Source organism: Marinitoga sp. 1135 (genome assembly GCF_013363245.1).
Classification (GTDB): domain Bacteria; phylum Thermotogota; class Thermotogae; order Petrotogales; family Petrotogaceae; genus Marinitoga; species Marinitoga piezophila.
The window spans coordinates 93144-114566 of record NZ_LBEZ01000019.1 but is presented as its reverse complement, the minus strand read 5'-3'; the positions used below and the strand labels follow the sequence as shown (position 1 = coordinate 114566).

At 29.2% G+C, this 21423-nt stretch carries 19 protein-coding genes, 3 tRNA genes, 1 other RNA gene and 1 other annotated feature; of the genes, 3 read left to right on the top strand and 20 right to left on the bottom strand.

Features of this window, described 5'->3' with window-relative positions:
* Positions 1-124 precede the first annotated feature (124 nt).
* Entirely contained in the window at positions 125-487 is a 363-nt protein-coding gene (locus tag XO10_RS08795; protein WP_175421407.1) for a hypothetical protein, read from the top strand.
* 40 nt (positions 488-527) lie between these two features.
* On the opposite strand, the gene rplT is transcribed toward XO10_RS08795, so the two are convergent.
* The 13 genes from rplT to XO10_RS08730 form a co-directional block, all read right to left on the bottom strand.
* Positions 528-884 (bottom strand): 50S ribosomal protein L20, encoded by a 357-nt coding sequence (gene rplT, locus XO10_RS08790; RefSeq protein ID WP_014297222.1) that lies wholly within the window; start codon positions 882-884, stop codon positions 528-530.
* Positions 885-909: 25 nt separating this feature from the next.
* A complete protein-coding gene (locus tag XO10_RS08785) occupies positions 910-1104 on the bottom strand; it encodes a 50S ribosomal protein L35 (RefSeq protein WP_014297221.1) in 195 nt (64 codons plus the stop codon).
* A gap of 22 nt (positions 1105-1126) precedes the next feature.
* Positions 1127-1627, bottom strand: coding sequence for a translation initiation factor IF-3 (infC, locus tag XO10_RS08780; protein ID WP_041638596.1), 501 nt, complete (start codon positions 1625-1627; stop codon positions 1127-1129).
* Between the two features lie 53 nt (positions 1628-1680).
* Positions 1681-1813: a sequence feature (ribosomal protein L20 leader region), on the bottom strand.
* Positions 1814-1832: 19 nt separating this feature from the next.
* Positions 1833-1908: transfer RNA gene (locus XO10_RS08775), tRNA-Lys, on the bottom strand.
* Between the two features lie 8 nt (positions 1909-1916).
* A tRNA-Trp gene (locus XO10_RS08770) sits at positions 1917-1992 on the bottom strand.
* Between the two features lie 19 nt (positions 1993-2011).
* A tRNA-Gln gene (locus tag XO10_RS08765) sits at positions 2012-2085 on the bottom strand.
* Positions 2086-2137: 52 nt separating this feature from the next.
* A complete protein-coding gene (locus tag XO10_RS08760) occupies positions 2138-2938 on the bottom strand; it encodes an ATP-binding cassette domain-containing protein (RefSeq protein ID WP_175421406.1) in 801 nt (266 codons plus the stop codon).
* Positions 2929-3708 (bottom strand): energy-coupling factor ABC transporter ATP-binding protein, encoded by a 780-nt coding sequence (locus XO10_RS08755; protein ID WP_075780716.1) that lies wholly within the window; start codon positions 3706-3708, stop codon positions 2929-2931. The genes XO10_RS08760 and XO10_RS08755 overlap by 10 nt, the downstream gene beginning before the upstream one ends.
* Positions 3705-4427, bottom strand: a complete 723-nt coding sequence (locus XO10_RS08750) for a class I SAM-dependent methyltransferase (RefSeq protein ID WP_014297217.1) — start codon at positions 4425-4427, stop codon at positions 3705-3707. The genes XO10_RS08755 and XO10_RS08750 overlap by 4 nt, the downstream gene beginning before the upstream one ends.
* A 4-nt stretch (positions 4428-4431) precedes the next feature.
* Positions 4432-5112: a hypothetical protein gene (locus XO10_RS08745; RefSeq protein WP_014297216.1), complete on the bottom strand. Its 681-nt coding sequence runs from the start codon at positions 5110-5112 to the stop codon at positions 4432-4434.
* Between the two features lie 22 nt (positions 5113-5134).
* Positions 5135-5234: signal recognition particle sRNA small type (gene ffs / locus XO10_RS08740), an RNA gene on the bottom strand.
* Positions 5235-5278: 44 nt separating this feature from the next.
* The gene (gene glnA, locus XO10_RS08735; protein ID WP_014297215.1) at positions 5279-6604 is read right to left on the bottom strand and encodes a type I glutamate--ammonia ligase; all 1326 of its coding nucleotides are present in this window, start codon (positions 6602-6604) and stop codon (positions 5279-5281) included.
* Positions 6605-6696: 92 nt separating this feature from the next.
* Positions 6697-9015: a methyl-accepting chemotaxis protein gene (locus XO10_RS08730; protein WP_014297214.1), complete on the bottom strand. Its 2319-nt coding sequence runs from the start codon at positions 9013-9015 to the stop codon at positions 6697-6699.
* Positions 9016-9260: 245 nt separating this feature from the next.
* Between XO10_RS08730 and XO10_RS08725 the strand changes: the two genes are divergently transcribed.
* On the top strand, positions 9261-10949 hold the full coding sequence (locus tag XO10_RS08725) for a hypothetical protein (RefSeq protein ID WP_175421405.1): 1689 nt from the start codon (positions 9261-9263) through the stop codon (positions 10947-10949).
* Between the two features lie 44 nt (positions 10950-10993).
* Here the strand turns inward: XO10_RS08725 and rd are convergent, their stop codons facing one another.
* The 3 genes from rd to XO10_RS08710 all read right to left on the bottom strand — a co-directional run bounded on the left by rd (position 10994) and on the right by XO10_RS08710 (position 13647).
* Positions 10994-11155 (bottom strand): rubredoxin, encoded by a 162-nt coding sequence (gene rd, locus XO10_RS08720; protein ID WP_014297212.1) that lies wholly within the window; start codon positions 11153-11155, stop codon positions 10994-10996.
* Between the two features lie 112 nt (positions 11156-11267).
* A complete protein-coding gene (locus tag XO10_RS08715) occupies positions 11268-12299 on the bottom strand; it encodes an L-Ala-D/L-Glu epimerase (RefSeq protein ID WP_014297211.1) in 1032 nt (343 codons plus the stop codon).
* A complete protein-coding gene (locus tag XO10_RS08710) occupies positions 12292-13647 on the bottom strand; it encodes a transglutaminase-like domain-containing protein (RefSeq protein WP_014297210.1) in 1356 nt (451 codons plus the stop codon). The genes XO10_RS08715 and XO10_RS08710 overlap by 8 nt, the downstream gene beginning before the upstream one ends.
* A 204-nt stretch (positions 13648-13851) precedes the next feature.
* Here XO10_RS08710 and XO10_RS08705 point away from each other — a divergent pair, with 204 nt between their 5' ends.
* On the top strand, positions 13852-14754 hold the full coding sequence (locus tag XO10_RS08705) for a deacetylase (RefSeq protein ID WP_014297209.1): 903 nt from the start codon (positions 13852-13854) through the stop codon (positions 14752-14754).
* A gap of 21 nt (positions 14755-14775) precedes the next feature.
* On the opposite strand, the gene XO10_RS08700 is transcribed toward XO10_RS08705, so the two are convergent.
* From XO10_RS08700 to XO10_RS08685, 4 genes are read right to left on the bottom strand one after another with little or no spacing between them, the layout of a single operon-like run.
* Positions 14776-15144 carry a response regulator gene (locus XO10_RS08700; RefSeq protein ID WP_014297208.1) on the bottom strand — a complete coding sequence of 123 codons (369 nt, stop codon included), beginning with the start codon at positions 15142-15144 and terminating at the stop codon, positions 14776-14778.
* 14 nt (positions 15145-15158) lie between these two features.
* The gene (locus tag XO10_RS08695) at positions 15159-19394 is read right to left on the bottom strand and encodes a PolC-type DNA polymerase III (protein ID WP_175421404.1); all 4236 of its coding nucleotides are present in this window, start codon (positions 19392-19394) and stop codon (positions 15159-15161) included.
* 37 nt (positions 19395-19431) lie between these two features.
* Complete coding sequence (locus XO10_RS08690; RefSeq protein WP_014297206.1) at positions 19432-20781, bottom strand: FAD-dependent oxidoreductase; 1350 nt, start codon at positions 20779-20781, stop codon at positions 19432-19434.
* Between the two features lie 41 nt (positions 20782-20822).
* Entirely contained in the window at positions 20823-21419 is a 597-nt protein-coding gene (locus XO10_RS08685; protein WP_014297205.1) for a hypothetical protein, read from the bottom strand.
* Positions 21420-21423: the final 4 nt, after the last annotated feature.

The window sequence follows — 21423 nt, the reverse complement described above, 5'->3', positions numbered from 1 at the left end:
GGGAATTTTTTATACAATATAGAATTAATTATCAGGGGGTGATATTATCAAATCAAATTTTTTGAAGAATATAATTATTATTATTTCTGCTTCATTTATAACCGTCACAATTACGCTATTTATAATGTATAACGTGTTTCTAAAAGATCTTTTAAATAATACAAATTTAACTGACAATGAATGTATTAAAATAATTAAAAATAGTAATTTCTATGGATTTCCCGATAAAAAAATCGGACCATATTTTAATGCTTTTTTCTCTAATCCAGAATGGAAATGCGTTAGAAAACCCGGAAAATTATATGTAATCTTTCAGGGTGATGCTTATTATTTTGGAAAATATGTGAGGTTTAAAATTACTTTTGATGTAAATAAAACAATAAAAACAAAAACCATTCAACCAATTTCTTATTATGCAGGTGATGAGAAAATATTATATACCGATTTTCTCAATCTCATTAATACTATATTTATGAGAACACAATAAATATAAAATATAAGCCACCTTTTATAGGTGGCTTTTTATATTACCTGGATATAGCTTCTTTAGCAATTGTTACATATTCTTTGAATGCTTCGTAATCATTTACAGCAAGTTCTGATAACATCTTTCTGTTGATATTAACACCTGCTAATTTTAAACCATGAATTAATTCGTTATATTTTAATCCTTCATTTCTTGCAGCTGCATTAATTCTTGTAATCCATAATCTTCTGAAATCTCTCTTTTTCTGTTTTCTACCTGCATATGCATATTTTCCTGATCTGAAGAATTGCTGTTTTGCTAATACATATCTTCTGCTTAAAGCTCCTCTGTAACCCTTAGCAGCTTTAAGATATTTTTTTCTCTTTTTTCTTGCATGAACTGCTCTTTTAACTCTCATTTATGTTCTCTCCTTTCTATTTTTATTATTTTAAACCGAGTAATCTTTCTACTTTTTCATTTAATCCTGCTGGAACATCTTTATAGTTGTGTAACCTTCTCATTCTCTTTTTTCCTCTAATTCTTGTGTTATGTCCAACATTTGATCTTCTCATTCTGATTTTTCCTGATCCTGTAACCTTAAATCTTTTGCTTGATGCTGAATGTCTTTTAACTTTCATAATTATTCCTCCTTTTTAAACATTATTTTTTTGTTTTCGGAGATAAAATCATATCCATATCTCGCCCTGCCATTTTTGGCGCTCGAGTTACTTCTGCAATATCTTCAACCTTTTCGATAACCCTATCTAATATTTCTTTACCTTTGTCGGTAAACATTATATCCCTACCAAGGAACATTACAACAGCTCTAACTTTATTACCAGCTTCGAGAAAATCTCTAATTCTTTTTACTTTTGTATTAAAATCATGTTCATCGATTCTCAATCTGAACTTCATTTCTTTTAATTGCTGTTTTTTCTGCTTCTTTTTAGCTTCCTTTTCTCTCTTTTCCTTTTCGTATTTGTATTTTCCATAATCCATAATTTTGGCAACAGGTGGATTGGAATTAGGTGCAACCAATACTAAATCGAGTCCTTCCTGATAAGCTAACTGTAATGCTTTTTTTGTTTCCATTATTCCCAGTTGACTTCCATCACTTCCAATAACCCTTAATTCCTTCGCCTTAATGTCTTCGTTTCTAATCGTTGTATCTTTCGATTTTTTAATACTTATCCCTCCTGTTCGTTTGTATTAAAAAAAATAAACAAAAATGGGTGGATAGAATCCACCCATATATTTCCCAGATATATTATTATACGCTAAATAATAAACCCCTGACGGCTTATTTGCCCGAGGTGGGAAGCATATGGGTGGCTTCCGCTTTACACTTTGACTTTAATAAATAAAATGGTGGGCCATGCGGGATTCGAACCCACGGCCTACTGATTAAGAGTCAGCCGCTCTACCAGCTGAGCTAATGGCCCACTTTTTTTGGCACGCCCGGAGGGACTTGAACCCCCAGCCTGCGATTTTGGAGACCGCCGCTCTACCAATTGAGCTACAGGCGTGTACCTAAAATTAGGTGAATGGCTGGGAGGGGAGGACTCGAACCTCCACCGGCGGATCCAGAGTCCGCTGTCCTGCCATTAGACGACCTCCCAAGACTGATAGTATTATAACATGATTTTTCTAATTAGTCAACGTCTATTCTTTTCAATATTGAAATAATTTTTCTAACGTTATATTATTTTTTAATGAACAATAGTATAATTTCAATTTTTCTGATAGTGAGATACTTCTTTTTTTCAATTCTTCTTCACCAAGCATTATAAAATCATTAAATTCACCTTTAAAGCTTATTTCTCTATTTTGAATGTGTAAAACTTTCGGCTTAAATGAAATTAAATCATCTATCCAATGTGTAACAATTATTATTGTTTTACCTGCTTTTCTTAAATTTTCAATAATCTGCCATATTTTTTTTCTACCATTATAATCAAGCCCGACAGTAGGTTCATCAAATACAATATATTTAGGATTATACGCAAGGACAGAAGCTATTGCCACTCTTCTCATTTCGCCACCTGAAAGACTAAAAGGATTTCTGGTTAAAAATTCTGGAGTTAATCCTACAATTTTTAAAATTTCCAGCAATTCATTTTTTGAAATTTCTATTCCAAAATTTTTCGGCGCATATAAAATTTCCTCTAATACTGTTGGTAAGAAAAATTGATTTTCTGGATATTGAAATACTATTCCTACATTTTTTCTTATATCCTTTATATTAACGTTTTTATCTGATGTTTTTAATCCGTCTACTATAACTTCACCATTTTTGGGTATTAATAAACCATTAATATTTTGAATAAGTGTGGTTTTACCCGAACCTGTTTTTCCAAGTAATAACCACATTTCTCCTTCAATTATTTTCCAGTTTATATTTTTTAATGCAATGCTTTCAAATGGTGTCCCTTCTGCATATGTATAGTTTAAATCCCTGATTTCTATTGACATATTTTTCTCTCCATGTCTTCATATGTTCGTCCTGTATATTTTTTGACTATATTTTCAAAAGGTATTTCAACATTAAACCTTTTGCTTTCAGACCAGTTATAAAATCGTTCTCTATCACCATTAAATGCTATCTTTCCTTTTTCAAGAGCTATAATTTTTTTGACAACCTTTAAATCACTTGCATGATGAGAAGCTATTATTACAGTTTTCCCTATTGAAATCAGATTTTTTATTACTTTATATATTTCTTTTCTTCCTTCTGGATCAAGCATGGTTGTTGGTTCGTCCATTAATATATATTCAGGTTGCATGGCAACTATCGAAGCTATTGCCAATCGCTGTTTTTGACCTCCGGAAAGCGTATTTGGATCCTTTTTTTCAAGGCCTATTAATTCTGTTACTTCAAGTACCCATTTTATTCTTTTTTTCATTTCTTCTCTTTCAAGACCAAGATTTTCCAATCCAAAAGCTATGTCTTCTTCTACTGTAACTCCAACTATTTGATTTTCTGGATTTTGAAATATATATCCAACATTTCTTTTTAAAAACAAAAGAGAATTTATATCATTATGATTTATTTTTGTGTTGTTATAATATATTTCACCTTTTTGTGGAATTAAAATACCACACATCATTCTTAGTAATGTAGACTTACCGCTTCCATTTGCACCAACTAACCCCACGGGAACCCGTGGTTCAAAAGAGAGAGTAAAATTATTAAATATTGTTTTATTTTCATATCCAAAAAAAAGATTTTTTACTTCTATCATTTTTCTTTCACCGATTTGTATACTCTAATTCCGCCTTTTTTGGTTAATTCAATTACATTTCCAAATACCTTTTTCATATATTCTTTTATTCTACTTCCACCTTTATTGTGAAAAGCAACAAGTTGCAATGAACCTTCATTATTTAAATGTTCATATGCTCCATCAATTAATGCCATCCATACTTTTTTCCCGGCTACAATTGGCGGATTGGAAATTATTTGATCAAATTTCTCATTCTCCCACGGCTCATATAAATATCCCTGCCTTATATCGGCAAAAACATTATTATTTTTTGCATTTATCTTTGAAAATTCAACTGCTCTTTTGTTTATATCGCTCATGTATATTTCAATATCAGGATATTCTTTTTTTAATGTAATGCCAATTACTCCATAGCCACATCCTATATCCAGTATTTTTTTTCCTTCTATTTCTGCATATTCAAGTAATACCTTTGTAGCTTTGTCTATGTCTTTTTTTCCATAAACACCTGTAGGTGCTTTAAATATATATGTGTGTCCATTTTTTAAATTGAGTTCCAATTCTTTTACCCTTAACTCAGATTCTGGATTTTCCACATAATAATGTTGAAAGGTTGTTGGTTTTTTCTTTTCAACTTTCTTTTTTTTATTTGTTTCACCATATAATTTTATTACCTGTTCCGGCGTTAAATCCCTTAAATCTTCAGGTCCAAAAATCCTCTCATTTTTTTCACGCATTAAATTATTCCTCCCGATTCTCAGTGTTAATGATTTCATTTAAATCAACTAACACTCCAAAATTGTATTTCTTTTGAAATTGATATAATGTCAACCCATTTGGAAAACTTATATAACTGCTTCCAAAATTGAAAAATATAATTATATTATTTGCATTTATCTGTACTTTATATTTTATTCCAAAAGTTATTAACAACGTATCTTCAAATGTTCCTCTAATTGCAGGTAATGTGGTAATTATATCTCCTGTTTTTATCCAGTTTAATGTTTTTAAGTTTAACTGTAAATATGCAGATACCGGATAACTATCAAGAAGAATTCCTGAATAAGCCATTATATTACCTATATTTGCCGTAGTGGTGGAATCTCGCGAAGATATTTCATTAAATGTATTGCTTATTCCTGAATAAATGTTTAAATTGTTTGTTTTTATTCCAAATGTTGCAGAGACATAATTATTTAACTGCGGATTATCAAGATTAAAATCTGCTGTAATATCAAATGTTGTTAACGATGTATTTGTAAAATACGATACACCAAAAGTGGGATATCCTCCCTTTACTTTAACGTTATTGTATGTTTCTTCAAGAAATATTCCATCTGAATATATCCCAAGATTTAACGAAAACAGATAAACAGGTATAAAGATTATAAAAAAAAGAAAAAACTTTTTATTTATATTCATAAAAATCCCCCTTATAAATAAAGATGGCTGGGCACCCCCGCGGCACACAGGAAGTACCGCTTATGGCTGCTCCCTTCCGGGCCTGACCAGGTTCGCGGGTTCCCGTTGCGCGGGACCCAGCCGATTGTAGGTCCCTAAAACCATATTATATTATAATAGAAAAATGTTACATAATCCATAAGTATTTATTAATTTCCCAATCAGTCACATTAATTGAAAATTCTTTCCACTCATGTTCCTTCATTTCAATATATTTTTCAAATATATGCTCTCCTAATACTTCTTTCATTAATTCATCTTTTTTCAATTCTTCAATTGCTTCTTTTAAATTGCCAGGAAGATGGTCTATTCCTATTTTATCCCTCTCTTCAGGTGTCATATGGTAAATATTCGATATTACAGGTTTTGGTGGTTCCAATTTTTCCTGAATACCTTCAAAACCAGCTGCAAATAAAGCTGCTAATAATAAGTATGAGTTTGCTGTTGGATCAGGGCTCCTTACTTCAATTCTGGTTCCTTTTCCTCTTGCTGCTGGAACTCTAATTAACGCACTTCTATTGCTTGGTGACCAGGCTATATTTACAGGAGCTTCATATCCCGGAACAAGACGTTTATAACTGTTAATTGTAGGATTGGCTATAGCGGTTATCGCTTTTATATGTTTTAATACACCGGCTACAAAGTATTTTAATTCATCGCTTAATTCATAATCATTTTCAGGATCAAAGAATATATTTTTTCCATCTTTAAATAAACTGAGATGTGTATGCATTCCTGAACCATTGACGCCGAAGAATGGCTTTGGCATAAATGTTGCATGTAATCCCCTTAATAATGCTATTGTTTTTACAACTAATTTAAATGTCTGTATATTATCTGCTGTTTTTAGCGCTTCATCATATGTAAAATCAATTTCATGTTGAGAAGGGGCAACCTCATGATGGGAAGCTTCAACATTTATTCCCATATCTTCCAGGGCAAGAACTATATCTTTTCTTGTTTCTTCACCCTGATCAATAGGAAGAAGATCAAAGTAACCTCCATTATCGAGGAATTGAAGGATAGGTTTATGTGTCTGAGGATCTTTGGGAAGAAGGAAGAACTCTGGTTCTGGTCCAACAAAACCTTCATATCCATGTTCTTTTAATCTGGATAATACTTTTTTTAATCGATATCTAGGATCCCCTTCAAACGGTTTTCCATCAGCTGTATAAACGTCACATATAATTCTGGCAGATTTATACCCCTTGTCTGTCCATGGATAGATTGCAAATGTTTCCGGGTCCGGTTTTAAATACATGTCTGATTCTTCGATTCTTACAAAACCTTCAATAGATGAGCCATCAAACATCGTTCCTTTTTCAAAGGAATTTTTTAGTTCATCCCAAGGTATTTCTACATTTTTCAGCAGACCATTAATATCTGTAATCTGCAATCTGATAAACTTCACCTTTTCAGCTTCGACAATCCTTAACACATCTTCATGATTCATAAAAAAACACCCCCTATACATATTGTATAGAGGGATTATATCATAAATTTAGATTTTTTTCAATAATCAACTTTAAATTCTTTTAACCAAGTTTAATCGACTTTGAAAAATGAAATTATAGATGTAAGCTTTTCTGAACTTTTTTGTAATCTTTCTGATTGGGCTATCAGAGTATTTATTATTTGAGTTTCATTGTTTATTACTTCAGAAAATCCTAATATTTCTTTTTTCGAGCTTTCAACAAAATTGTTTAAATCATTTTTTCTTGAATCAAATGAGTTTAATATTTGATTCTGGTCTTCTATTATACTCTTTAATACATCAAATACTTTATCAAGTTCATTGGTTAATTCATTTATTTCTTTCATTCCATTTTCAAATTTCAACATTGTATTTTCAAGTGAAACAACATTTTCTTTCGATGACTGAACTTCTTCCAGTAATTTTTTCATATCTTCTGTTATTACTTTTACCTGATTCGCAATATCTATTGCTGTATCATTGGTTTCTTCAGATAAACTTCTTATTTCATCTGCAACTACAGCAAATCCTTTACCAGCTTCACCGGCTCTTGCTGCTTCTATTGCCGCATTTAATGCAAGAAGATTTGTTTGTTTTGCTATATCAGTAATTTTTACAACAAAATCTGAAATTTGATTTACCTTCACTGTAAATTCATTGAAATTCTCTGCAAGATTTAAAATTAAATTATTTATCACATTTGTTGTTTCTTTTGTATCAAAGGTCAATTTTTCTGTTACTGTATTAAATTCACTTAATTTATCAATTGTAGCTTCAATTGTATTTGCTTCGTTTGAAAGGTTTCCGCTATTTTCAAATAATACTTCTATGCTATTTTCAAGAGAATCTATAAAATCTTCGAGATTACTCATAAGGGATTGAACGCTATTTACTATGTTTTCTATTGATTCTTTTGTATGTTCAAGTTTTTCAGAGGATTCATCTATTTCATCTGAAGCTTTATTTAAGCTCTGTACATTTTCATTTAAATCCTTAAACATTTTAATTAGAAAATCCAGAGTTTCATGTATTTTATTCATCATTAACCCTATTTCATCGTTTTTCTTTTTGTGTAATTGTTTTATATTATTAAGATTCCCTTTTGAGATATTATCAAGATTATCTGCCACAAGAGATAAATCCCGAGAAAGTCTATTTCCTATTGCTATAGATGTAATTATTGAAATCACTATTATTATTAATATAATTACTGCAATAAGCTGTAAAACGTTGCTCATGTCTATTTTCAAATTGAGATCTATACTTTCTGTTTTAAATGGTGGTAATTCAAAGTCGCTTTTTAAATTAATATTGATATCTGTCTTTGTATCTATTAAATTCTTTGATATTTGAATATACATATCAGGAAGAATTTTTGATTGTGTATAATAACTTCTTGCCTTCTTTTTCAATAATGTTTCTGTAATAAACTTATTGGAATTTGAAGGTTTAAATTTTAATCCTGATGTTGGAATATTTCCAAATAGCGGATTCCCACTTTTATCATATACAACTATATATGCATTTATTAGATTTCCAAGAGAAACTATATCATTATAATCAAAAGCTCTTAATCCAACCAATATCCCAACTATTTTTTGAGTTGAAACAGGATCATAAACAGGTACTATTGATACATAATACGGTTTATTTTCAATGGTAATAATTTCATTTTTCCCAAACGAGATATTGTTTTCTATAATATTTTTACTTTCTTCTTTTACAATATTTGTTATATTTAATTTTTTTAATGTATCTTTACCCGGAGAATAGCTTTCTGCTTTTCTTTGAATTTTATATGTTGTATCTTTTATATTTATTGTAAATGCATTCTTTCTGGTAAAGACTTTTGGATTAACAAGCCACAGTTGCAATCCATCAAATTTATTTAATTCAACATATGGTTGTAAAATTTTATATCTTTCTATTATCGATATACTTCTCGAAGCTGCTTTTTCTTTTATTTTTTCACTTCTGGAAATTGCATTTAGAAAATCGCCAAGGTTTTGTGTATTTTCTTTTATTTTATTTTCAAAAACAGAAAACAATGTAGCTAATGTATTATCATAATTTTCAAGAAAATATTTTTCTATTTTTCCATTTATATCCTTTTGCAATAATTCAACCTGAGAGGTTATATCTTTATTATATTTTTCAATTTGTGTTTTTAATAAATTATTATACGATTCAAACTGTTTTTTATAACTCTCCTGTATAATATTAATCTGATTCTCAAAATTATGCGAAATAATCTTTTCCTGCTTTTTTATTGAATAGTTTAATACAAAAGAAGTTATTAATAAAGGTGTAATTGATAAAAAAACTATCAATATACCTATTTTAAAACTAAATGAATTAAACAAAGAAACCTTTTTTTCATCTTTTTGCATTTTTCCACCTCCAAAAATTTGTCAAATTATATTATACCAAATTTAATCTTATAAATATTTTAAGATTTTCATAAAAAAATATTTTCAATCGTATTTATTCTTTTATATTTTCATTCAATAACATATAATCAATGCTAATAACAAAAATTAATTAAACGGAAAACTATTATTTTAAAGAAAGAATAAAAATCAAAATAAGTATGATATAATACTAGTAGTAAAACCGGGAAGGAGGACTTAATAGAATGACTGAATTTAAAAGAAATGAAAATCTTGAAGTAAAAAATATGTCCAATACACCATCACCAAACAAAAAGAATAAATCCAATATTGAGGAAAACAAAAATTTCACAAAACTCCTCAGGTTTATGTTGTTTCTAAATATATTATTTATAGGAATTATTATTTATGTAATTTCCATACGTTATAAAAATGAAGCCATAATTTTAGAGCGTTTAAATAATATAGAATATAATCTTTCTTCTCTTGGAACACTAAACACAAATTTAGAAAAATTAAATAATAACTTCCAAATACTTGATATAATAAATTCTAATGTAAGGAAAATTCCTGATATAGAACTCGATCTCGCCGAAACAAAGGATACTTTAAAATCATTAGACACAAAAGCTTTAAATAATACTATCGATAGATTGGAAAATGCTTTAAAAAATCTTGAAAAATTTGAAATTAAACCAGTTAATATTGATTATAATTCTTTAAAAGAGGATATTGTTACTTCAATAAAAGATGAATTGCAAAAAAAATTCTCAACACTTGAAAGCACTCAAATAATTAATAATATGAATAAAAATACCTCTGAACCTGTAATTTCCAAAGAATTTAATTCAAAGATTGAAAGTATTGAGGAAAAATTAAACCAGATTAATTATCTTATTTCTGATCTTAATAAAAAACAAAAAGAACAGGACATTTTAATTTCTAAAATTGCATCTTCCATTATCAATATTACAAAGAATTCTAAAAATGATGACTTTTATGCTCAATATATTAATAAATTAAATATTCTCGATTCTAAAATAGAACAGCTTTCAAAGAATTTTGAAAGTTTATCAAGTAATAATAATGAAATTTTATCCAACATAAAAAATCTCAATAATAAAATCAATTCCAGTTTTATTAATAAAAATGATTTTATAACTCTAAAAAAATCATTTGAGAATATTGATAAAAAAATAAATTCTCTTGAAACCTCTTTAAAGATTAACAATTCAAATATTAATAAACTCGTAAAAGACATAAAGAATATAAACGCTGAAATTTCCGGAATTCAGTCATATTTCTCAAAAATACAAATGGATATAACAAAGGAAATTAAAAATTCCGAAAAGAAAATGCTTATTATAGACGAAATTAAAAACCTTAATAAATTTATTGATAGTGATGATTTTAAATTAATAAATATGGTTGAAGGATATAATGAAATATGGAATTATATACAAAAAGGACAACTTTCGAATGATCAAACTCTCAATACAGAATTTTCAAAGTTAACAGAAAAGGTATTTGATAAGTTTATAGAAATAGTAAAGATTGAGTATGAAGATTTAAATTCAAGAAGATACAATATAAACTTCCAGAAAGATATCAAATACATTAATTATTCGTTTAATAAACTTATTAAAAACCCCTTTAATGAAAAGAAATACAATATATTAAAAGACGAAATTAAAAAATTAAATATTCTTGAAAGCAAAAGAATTGAAGAGTATAATAATAACGCAAAATTGAAAATAAAAGAATATCTTGACTTATTTAAAAATAAGGTTATTATTAAAGATGAAATTATAAAAAGTTTTAAAGAAAAAATTCTTACCATTGACCCTGAATTGTTATATCCTGAAATTAAAAAGGAATATCAACAGGTTATAACAGCTACAAAGGATATTTTAAAAGAAAAATATATCTGGTGATAAAAAAGAGGTGCTTCTTAAAAAAGCACCTCTTTAATTAATTATTATTCCTGTACTTCAAATAAGTCTTTACCTACACCACACATTGGACATACCCAATCTTCTGGTAAATCTTCAAATGATGTTCCTGCTGGAATACCTGCTGTTGGATCTCCTTCTTCTGGATCGTAAATATATCCACAAACTGTACATACATATTTTTTCATAATCCCGCCTCCTAATTAGTTATAAAATTGTAATTAATACAAATTTATTATATCCTATTTTCTCCAAAAAGTCAAGAGGTATCATGTTAAAATTGGATAAATTTTATCTGTTTTATATTCCTTTGAATACTGGTGGTTCTGAAATGTATTTCCCTCTAAAGGTATCTTCTTTTAAAAGTAATGCTGAATCAAGATCATGATACACAAAAGCTCCTGTTCCAAGCGCAAAATTAACGCTTTGATTAATTCCAACACTTGATTCACCCATACAACCTATCATTAATTGTAAATGAGCAGATTTTACCATTTCAACTATAGCTAAAGCATCGGAAATACCTGATTTCATTAATTTAATGTTTATAAAGTCTACAGCTTCCATTTTTATTAATCTCATAATATCATATTTAGTTTTTGCACTCTCATCTGCACCAACAGGAAATGGACAATTGTATCTTACAAATTTTAATCCTTCAAAATCGGTAGCCTTTACTGGTTGTTCCAATAACCCTAAATCTATCCCTTTTGAATATAATACCTTTGCAAATTCAATAGCCTCTTTTGGTGTATAACCCATATTTGCGTCAACTATATATTTTGCTCCACTGGTTAATTTAGCTATTTCTTCAACAGCTTCTATATCTTTCTTTAAATCTTCACCTACCTTTATTTTTATTACCCTATGACCGGCATTATATATTTCAACAGCATCTCTAACCATATTTTCGACTGTATCTATACTTACAGTTTTATCAATTTCAATCTCTGTTCTTGCACCACCTAAGATTTGATAAACTGGAACATTTATTTCTTCTGAAAATGCATCAAGTGTAGCGTATTGGACAGCAGCTTTAATACTTGGAGATGCAAAGTATTTGTCCATTAAATCAAATATCTGTCTGTAATTTCTAACTTCCATACCTACTAATAATTCATTTATAGAAGATTCCAAAGCATATAACGCTTCAACCTTTTCACCATTTACCCTAAATGAGGGTGAAGCCTCGCCATATCCTTTTGCACCATCTTCCGTTTCTAAAACAACTTCTATATTTGTTGCATAATTTGAAATGCTACCTGTAACATGAAATGGTTTATGAAACTCGTATTTTTTTACTTCAAATGTAATTTTTTTTATTTTACTCATTTTTCTCCCCCCTTTTAAATTCTATGACCTCAATTTTATATTCATAATTATTTGAATAAATATTTTCAACTTCCGTTTCTAATTCCCCCACCTGATTATCATATGGATCGCTTCTATAATACTTTTTATTTTCAAAGTCTTCATAATAATCATTATTTGCAACCATCCTAAAACCATCAAGATTTCCAAAGTAAAACTCTCTATATTCAGGGATATTTCGTCTTGCTCCCCCAAAAGACAAATCTGCTGGTAACCAGCCATATGGTTCAACATAAAATAATGCCCAATCATGCGGAGATGCAAAATATTTATTTATATACCAACCTGACTGCCATCGTGCTGGAACTCCAGCTATTCTACAAAGGGTGATAAACAGTAATGCCTGAAAACCACAATCACCTTTTAGATTTGTTGCCACAAATTGAGGAATATTTTCATATATGCTATATGGTTTTACATATGAATAATTTACATTTAATGTAATCCAGTCATATATTTTTTTAGCTTTTAGATATGGATTTTTCTCGTCTCCAATAATATCCTTAGTAAGTTTTTTTAAATAATATGTATATAAAATATGTGGTGGCTTCTCTTCAAGAAATTTTTTATATTCCGCAGGATAACCTTCTTTTACTTTTTCAGGATCGATATTATTTATCAGTTCTGAAATTTCATATTCAAATTCAACAAAAAAATCTTTTTGATTTTTTGTCAGATCTTCAAAATATATTGTTTTTTGAAGATTTTTATTAAAAACTTTATACTCTTCGTGACTTGTTTCAAGAATTTTTACATTTTTTACCTGGAATTTTTCATCTGGTAAAGGTAACCATGCTTTTATTATATCACCTTTAATATTTTCATATATAGGAGAAATTTTAATTTTTGCTCTAACATTATATTTTTTAGCAGGTGAATTTTCTTTTATAATTTCGTCCAATCTACTATGAAGCAATTCCCGCGCTTTTAAGGAACTTTCATCATTTTTCACAAACTTTTTATACTTCTCAAATTTAAACCCTATATTATATGCAAATCTTTTTTCAAAATATGCTTTCCCATCAATTATAATATAATCCAATTCCCCTTTTTGAAACAATTCTTCAAATCCTATATCTTTAAATCCTCTAATTCTTTCTTTTGCAATTTTACGTGCCTCTTCTATTGTATATGGATAATCAAGTATTAATCTGTTTATTCTTTCTTTTTCATAATTTAACCGTTTACGCAATAAATCTGGCAAGTCTCTTTCAAGCATTTTATTAATTAAATACAACGCATTTCCAATATTACCTACACTTAATTCCCTTTTTATATCTTCTGGTACCCCGACGCTCAAGAATTCCATTTTATCCCCCCTCGTATAAGTTTATGCACAACATAAAGTTTGTTATGCTAATTATTTTGATTTTATCACATAAAAATATAAAATTCAACTTTTGTTAATATAGCTTTTCGAAGAAAAATGTATTAATTTTGAGGTATAATATAATTATCTACAATAAATATATATTATCAGAAAATATAACTTTCTATAATGAGAGGTGATTTTATGATTAATATTATCTGGGATGAAAGATTGATGGAATATGATTTTGGTCCCGGTCATCCTTTGAGAAGTATCAGGTGCAAAAAAGGTATTGAAAGACTAAAAAAAGAGGAAGATTTGGAATATAATTTAATTTCTCCAGAATACGCAGAAAAAGAGGAATTAGCTTTATTCCATACTTTAGATTATATAAAAAGTATTGAAGAAAATATTGGCGGTTCTGCTGAAACACCTGTAAAAAACATGTATAATCCTGCAAGGCTTTCTGTTGGCGCAACATTAACAGCAATAAATTCAATTACTGATGATGCAAGAATTTCTGTTAACCTCTGTGGAGGTTGGCATCACGCTTTTGAAAATAGAGCAAGAGGGTTCTGTATTTTCAATGATGTTGTTATTGGCGCTAAATATGCTCAAAAGAAAGGATTTTCAAAAGTTATGATAATTGATTGGGATGTTCATCATGGCGATGGAACACAACGAGCTTTTTTAAACGATGATTCTGTGTATACCATATCTATCCATCAGGATCCTTCTACACAATATCCATATGTAAGCGGATTTACTTCTGAAAATAAAAAAACAAACCTTAATATTCCAATAACTCCTGGTGAATCCGAACAGGAAATTATGACAAGGGTTTTATCCACAATTCCAAATGAAATTAGATTCTTTAAACCGGAAATGCTTATAATTCAAATGGGTGTAGATGGTGATATGTATGATCCAATGTCATCAATAAACCTTAGCGAAAGGTTTTATAAATCCATATCAGTTGTACTGGCAAGATGTGCAAAGAAAAATAAATTTCCTGTAATCTTATTAGGCGGCGGAGGATTTAACTTTCCGAGAACTGCAGAATTATGGACATTAATTGTCAAAACTTTTTATGAAAATGTGAAATAAAAATAGCGGGAGTAAATCCCGCTATTTTGCTGATAATATGTTTTCTATTGCTTCTATTAACTTTTTTTCTTTAATAGGAATAACAAGAAAATCCTTTGCACCGTTTTTTATTGCTTCGGTAACGTATTTCTTTTCACTTGAAGATGATGTAACTATAATATTCGCCGATGGATCATTCTCAAGTATAAATGTCATAGCTTCTATACCATTCATAACAGGCATCATAAGATTCATTAAAACTATATCTGGCATTGTTTTAAAATACTCTTTTACAGCTTCTTTTCCATTTTCTGCTTCTCCAACAACCATATATCCCAGATTTTCAAGCATATCCTTTAAAATAATCCTATCAAATTTTGAATCATCTACAACCAGCACAGTTACCGGCATACTTCTCACCAACCTCACATAAGACTTTCAAATAGATTTACCTGATTTCTTTCTGGCAATCCTTTTAATATACCCATTTTTTTAAATGTTTCAACAGTTGTTTTATTTATTCCTGTTCTATTTAACAAATCCTCAATTGAAAGAAATTTCCTTTCTTCTCTTGCTTTTACAATACTAATTGCAGCTTTTTCTCCAAGATTTGGTATTTTAATAAACGGAATTCTTAATTTATTACCTTCTATAATAAAGTTTTTTGCATCTGATTTATATATATCTGGCGGTAAAAAGTCAAAACCTCTTAATATCATTTCATATGCCAATTCAAGCACAGTTAATTCATTTTTTTCCTTTACATCAAGTGACTTTGATGCCTTTAATTCAAAGATTCTTCCCTTAATTGCTGGTTTTCCTCTTAAAATAATAGCGGTATTAAATTCATCACCTTTAACAGAAAAGTATGTTGCATAAAAAGCAAGTGGATAATGTACTTTAAAATATGCAATTCTGAACGCCATACTTACATATGCCGCAGCGTGCGCTTTAGGGAAAAGATACTTTATTTTTTTACATGAACCTATAAACCATTCAGGCACTTTGTTTTTTACCATGGCCTCTTCATCTTCCGGAGCTAATCCTTTTCCCTTTCTAACCTTTTCCATAATGAAGAATGAATGTTTTTTATCTAACCCTTTCTGTATTAAATAATTCATAATATCATCACGACAGGCAATAACTTCATCAACTGTAGCTTTTTTAGCAACAATTAAATCTCTTGCATTGTTAAGCCACACATCTGTTCCGTGGGAAAGTCCTGAAATTCGAACCAAAGCTGCAAATGTTTTGGGTTTTGTTTCTTCTAACATTCCCCTAACAAATTGTGTTCCAAATTCCGGTATTCCCAATGTCCCTACTGTTGTTTTCAATTCACTTTTCAAATCTATTCCCAGTGCTTTTGTTGAAGAAAAAATAGACATAGTTTCTTTGTCATCCATTTTTATATTAAAATATTCAACACCAGTGAGATCACTGAGCATTTTTAAAAATGTAGGATCATCGTGCCCAAGTGCATCGAGTTTTACAAGATCATCGTGGATAACATGATAATCAAAATGCGTTGTCATTGTATTTGCTTTTTTATCGTTTGCTGGATATTGAACAGGTGTAAAATCATATACATCCATATTTTTTGGAACTATCATTAAACCACCTGGATGCTGACCTGTGGTTCTTCTTGCACCTTCAATTTTTTTTGCAATTCTTAAAATTTCTGAATTTCTCATTCCAGGTGCAAATTCTTCAGCATATTTTTTTACATATCCATATGCAGTTTTTTCTGCAACAGTAGATATAGTACCAGCTCTAAATACATGTTCAGAACCAAATAACTCTTCAATAAACTTATGTGCTCTTGATTGATATTCGCCAGAAAAATTCAAATCAATATCAGGAACTTTGTCACCTTCAAATCCCATGAATGTTTCAAAAGGTATATCCTGACCATTTTTCTTCATTTCAATTCCACAATGTGGACACTTTTTATCAGGCAAATCATATCCCGAATCATAAGAACCGTCTGTAATAAATTCGCTATATTTACATTTAGGACATACATAATGTGGTGGCAAAGGATTAACTTCTGTAATCCCCATCATTGTTGCTACAAGAGATGATCCTACAGATCCCCTTGACCCAACAAGATAACCATCATCATTGGATTTTTTTACAATTTTCTGGGCCATTAAGTATAAAACTGCATAACCATGATTTATAATAGAATTTAATTCTCTTTCAATACGCGCTTTTACTATTTCCGGAAGAGGATCTCCGTATATTTCCTTTGCTTTTTCCCAGCTCATTTGTCTTACTGTATCATCTGCACCCTCAATAATTGGCGGATGCAATTTTCCTTCAAGCGGCTGTATTTCTTCTATTAAATCTGCAATTTTATTTGTATTTTCAATAACGATTTCTCTTGCTATGTTTTCATCTTCAAATATTTCGTATGCTGCATCTAACATTTCTTTTGTTGTTCTAAAGTATTTATTGGAATTATATACATGTTTTTTCTGGCCTTTTGTGGCAGAGCCGATTATTAACGCATCTCTTATTTTTTTATCCTCTTTATTTAGATAATGCGCATTAGATGTCATAACAACAGGTATATTAAAATCTTTCGCACTATTATATATTACCCTATAAAATTCCTTTATCTGTTCTTTATCAACATTTTTATGTTCTATACTGTCAAGAGGTTGTATTTCTATATAATCATACATACTAATCAACGAATTTATTTCATCCTGTGAAGCTCCTCTTGAATATTCTTCATAAATAAGGTTTTTTGTACAGCCACTACCTATTAAAAGCCCTTCTCTATTTTCAAGTAACTCACTTAATAAAACTGTGGTATCCCTATAAAAATATTCTGTATGTGCTTTAGAAACTAATTTATATAAATTTTTCAAACCTGTTCTATTTTTTACCAACACAGTAGCATGATGCTTTCTTAACTTTTTAAAATCAATCATTTTTTCAAGATTCATTAAGGAATTTATTTCTTTTATTCCTCTTCCTCTGGCTTTTTCAAGGAGTTTTAAAAATACCTTGGCTGTTATTTTAGCATCTTCATGAGCTCTATGATGTTCAAAATTTTCCAGGCCCAAAGACTTAACCACTTTATCAAGTGAATGCCCACCTTTAAGATTTAACAAAGCTCTCGCCATAGCCAATGTGTCTATATACGGTTTTACAAGATCTATATCCATTATTTCTTTTACCCATCTTCTTAAAAACCTGTAGTCAAAATTGGCATTATGAGCAACTAAAATGCTATCTCCTATAAAATCCATAAATTCTGGGAGAACATCGGATATATCCGGTGCGTCTTCCAGCATTTCATTGGTTATTCCTGTTATTTGTTGAATCTTCAAAGGAACAGGTTTTGATGGTTTTATAAGTTTATGGAAAATATCTGTAATTTGTCCATTCTCAATCTTTACAGCACCAATTTCTATTATTTCTTCTGCATTTGGATCAAAACCGGTAGTTTCAAAGTCAAATACAACAAAATCTGCATCAAATCCATATTCTTTATCTAAATTATATGCAATTGAAACCTTGTTATTTACAACATTAATTTCACAACCAAAAATTGGTTTTATACCCTTCTTTTTAGCAATGCTATAAAACGTTGGTATTGATTGAACAACTTCATGATCAGTAATCGCAACAGCTTTATGCCCCCACTTAGCTGCTGTTGAAACTAACTCTTCTACATCAAGAACCGAATCAAGAGCACTAAACTTAGAGTGCGCATGTAATTCCACTCTTTTTTCTTCACAATCATCTATTCTTTCTTTTGTTTCTGTTTTTAGTATATTAAAAGGTATTATTACATATTCTTTCTGAAATTCATCATATTGTATCTTACCTTCAACCTTTATGCTATCTCCTACAGATATTTCATTATTTACTTTTTCAGCATTATTTTTAAACGATTTGATTGTTATTGAATCCCTATTATCAGTAATATATAAAGTAACAATAATTGCCCTGTCGTTAAATTCTTTGAAAAACACCTTTCCTTCAACTACAACATTAGATGTATGATACATTACTTCATTTAATTTATCAATAGGCACAGATACCTTCTTAAAATAAGAACCTATAATCACTTTGTCTTTTTCATTATCTTCATTTTTTATATTATCTGAAAATTCATTATTAACTACAGCCTGAGGCACTGTATTTACAGGTATATGCTCATTATTATATTCATTATTGTGATAATCAAAATCATTTTCGTCAGATAATTCATTATAATCTATGTTTAAGGATTCATCGTAAATAAACTCATATTCTGGTAAATACCCCAATGTCCTCGAAACAATATTTTCTACATTTTTTCTATATTTTCTAACTCTATCAAATGCAAATTTATTAGCCACTCTAAATACAAGGGAATTATTTTCTATATCTGGAACTATAAACCTTAAATAATTTTCTTCACTATTACCGGCAATTAGGTCCAGCCATTTTTCTAATATATACGCTGGTTCCTTCTTATTAAGAAGTTTTATTTTAACAGGTTTCTTTGATAGTCTTGAAAAGAAACGCTTATATAATCTTTCTTCTGATTCGCTAAGTGGATCAAATAACTTTAAAATTAAATATGAATCTTCTTCAATTTCACCATCAAAATCAAAAGGATAAAATCCCAATTTAGAAATAACATATTCAGAAATTTTCACGGAGTACCCTCCATATTATTTTTTTATTTTTTATTTTTTATATTTTTTTCATTGCCTGAGTAGCTGCAACTAAATCAATATCCCAAACTGGTGAGAACGGTGGTGAATATGCTAAGTCCATATTTCTTAACATATCAACTGTACCGTTATTATATATTAATGAAGTTATTGCATTTAATCTTGGATGAATTTCGCCACCTACAAATTGAGCGCCTAAAATCCTTCCTGTTTTCTTTTCGAAAACCAATTTCATTAATATTTTCTTTGAACCTTTATAATAATGTGCTTTACTACCTGATTTTATAACAACTGCTTCAGCATCAAATCCTTTTTCAAGCGCTTCTTTAAGTGTTAAACCTGTCTTTGCATACTCAATATCTTCAAATTTAGTAATTAATGAACCAACAACACCTATAAATGAGTCATTGCCTCCTGAAATATTTTTACCTGCAATTCTTCCCTGTTTATTAGCTGTTGTTCCAAGTGGAATATATACATTTTCATTTGTTATAAAATGATTTACAGTTGCACAATCTCCTGCGCTATATACGTCTTTTATATTGGTTTCCATTTTGTTATTAACTATAATAGCACCATTTTTAGCCATTTCCAATCCTTTACCCTGTAAAAATGCCGTATTTGGTCTAACTCCAATTGAAACAATTACCATATCTGCTTCATATGTATTTTCATCGGTTAATACTTTAAATTTACCGTTTTCTTTTATAATATCTTTTGCAAAGGTATTAAATACAAGTTTTACACCTTTTGATTCAATTGCTGTTTTAAACTCTTCATGAATTTCTGGCTCAATACTTCCCAATAAATGATCCATTCCTTCAATTATCGTAATTTCTATACCATGTGATTTTAAAGCTTCTGCTGTTTCAACACCTATAAATCCTCCACCAATAACAATTGCCGTTTCTGGACTTTTTTCATTTATAAATTTTAAAATTGAAGCTGCATCATCAGGATTTCTTAATTTAAATATTCCTTCTTCTCCCCATGCTTTAAAATCAGGAATTATTGGTGAAGCACCTGTTGAAATAACCAGCTTTTTATATGAAACCTCTTTTTCTTCATCACCTGATTTTACATATAAAATCTTATTTGAAAAATCAACTTCATATACTTCATGATTTACAAATACATCTGCACCTTTTTTTTCTTTAAATGTTTCTGGTGTTAAAGCTATTACTGCTTCTGGAGATTTTACGTCGCCACTAATTACATATGGCAATCCACATCCACCATATGAAATATATGGTTCTTTTTGAAATATAGCAATTTTTAAGTCTTTATTACCTCTTTTTGCACTTGCAGCGGCACTTGTTCCAGCTGCTACTCCTCCAATAATTACAACATCATATTCCTGTTTTACCATTGCAACAACCTCCTATAGTCATTTTATTTTTAATTATTTATTTACTTTAATAAATCATAATACGATAAAAGAGAAAGATATATTGAATATGTAAGATATACAATACTCGGAATATAAAATAACTTATTTTTACCAAGCGTTGTATTTCCAAATAACGATATACCAAACCATTGAATTCCGCTTTTCGATATCAAATAAACAATAGAAAAAATCATCAATAACGAAACTATAAACTTTAAAATACAGGTTATTCTATACCATTTTAAAGATTCTTTTAAATAATAAATAGCATTAAATTGTTCAATTATACTATATAATAAAAACAATATACCCAGAATCATTATCCCTTTTGTTTCAAAAGAAAAATGCGTTCCAAGCATACTTTGAAGTAATTCTTTTTCAAAATTTATAAAAAGAATTATTGAAATTAAAAACAACGAAATTAAAAAATTAAAGCTGGAAAATACAATTTTCAACCATCCAACTCCAGCATTTGAGGAAAACGAAAGTTTTTTTAATTCCTTATGAATTTTTTCTTCATCGCTTTTTTGTGCTTTTATTGTTTTTAAATGTTCGGATAAAGTATTTCTTTTCTTTTTTATGGGTTTTTTTTCCGGTCTAATTTTTAAAGTTGCCATTATA

Coding starts and splice junctions, on each gene's coding strand:
- XO10_RS08795 (WP_175421407.1), top strand. CDS start 125: ATGTATAACGTGTTTCTAAAAGATCTTTTAAATAATACAAATTTAACT.
- rplT (WP_014297222.1), bottom strand. CDS start 884: ATGAGAGTTAAAAGAGCAGTTCATGCAAGAAAAAAGAGAAAAAAATAT.
- XO10_RS08785 (WP_014297221.1), bottom strand. CDS start 1,104: ATGAAAGTTAAAAGACATTCAGCATCAAGCAAAAGATTTAAGGTTACA.
- XO10_RS08760 (WP_175421406.1), bottom strand. CDS start 2,938: ATGTCAATAGAAATCAGGGATTTAAACTATACATATGCAGAAGGGACA.
- XO10_RS08755 (WP_075780716.1), bottom strand. CDS start 3,708: ATGATAGAAGTAAAAAATCTTTTTTTTGGATATGAAAATAAAACAATA.
- XO10_RS08750 (WP_014297217.1), bottom strand. CDS start 4,427: ATGCGTGAAAAAAATGAGAGGATTTTTGGACCTGAAGATTTAAGGGAT.
- XO10_RS08745 (WP_014297216.1), bottom strand. CDS start 5,112: ATGAATATAAATAAAAAGTTTTTTCTTTTTTTTATAATCTTTATACCT.
- glnA (WP_014297215.1), bottom strand. CDS start 6,604: ATGAATCATGAAGATGTGTTAAGGATTGTCGAAGCTGAAAAGGTGAAG.
- XO10_RS08730 (WP_014297214.1), bottom strand. CDS start 9,015: ATGCAAAAAGATGAAAAAAAGGTTTCTTTGTTTAATTCATTTAGTTTT.
- XO10_RS08725 (WP_175421405.1), top strand. CDS start 9,261: ATGACTGAATTTAAAAGAAATGAAAATCTTGAAGTAAAAAATATGTCC.
- rd (WP_014297212.1), bottom strand. CDS start 11,155: ATGAAAAAATATGTATGTACAGTTTGTGGATATATTTACGATCCAGAA.
- XO10_RS08715 (WP_014297211.1), bottom strand. CDS start 12,299: ATGAGTAAAATAAAAAAAATTACATTTGAAGTAAAAAAATACGAGTTT.
- XO10_RS08710 (WP_014297210.1), bottom strand. CDS start 13,647: ATGGAATTCTTGAGCGTCGGGGTACCAGAAGATATAAAAAGGGAATTA.
- XO10_RS08705 (WP_014297209.1), top strand. CDS start 13,852: ATGATTAATATTATCTGGGATGAAAGATTGATGGAATATGATTTTGGT.
- XO10_RS08700 (WP_014297208.1), bottom strand. CDS start 15,144: ATGCCGGTAACTGTGCTGGTTGTAGATGATTCAAAATTTGATAGGATT.
- XO10_RS08690 (WP_014297206.1), bottom strand. CDS start 20,781: ATGGTAAAACAGGAATATGATGTTGTAATTATTGGAGGAGTAGCAGCT.
- XO10_RS08685 (WP_014297205.1), bottom strand. CDS start 21,419: ATGGCAACTTTAAAAATTAGACCGGAAAAAAAACCCATAAAAAAGAAA.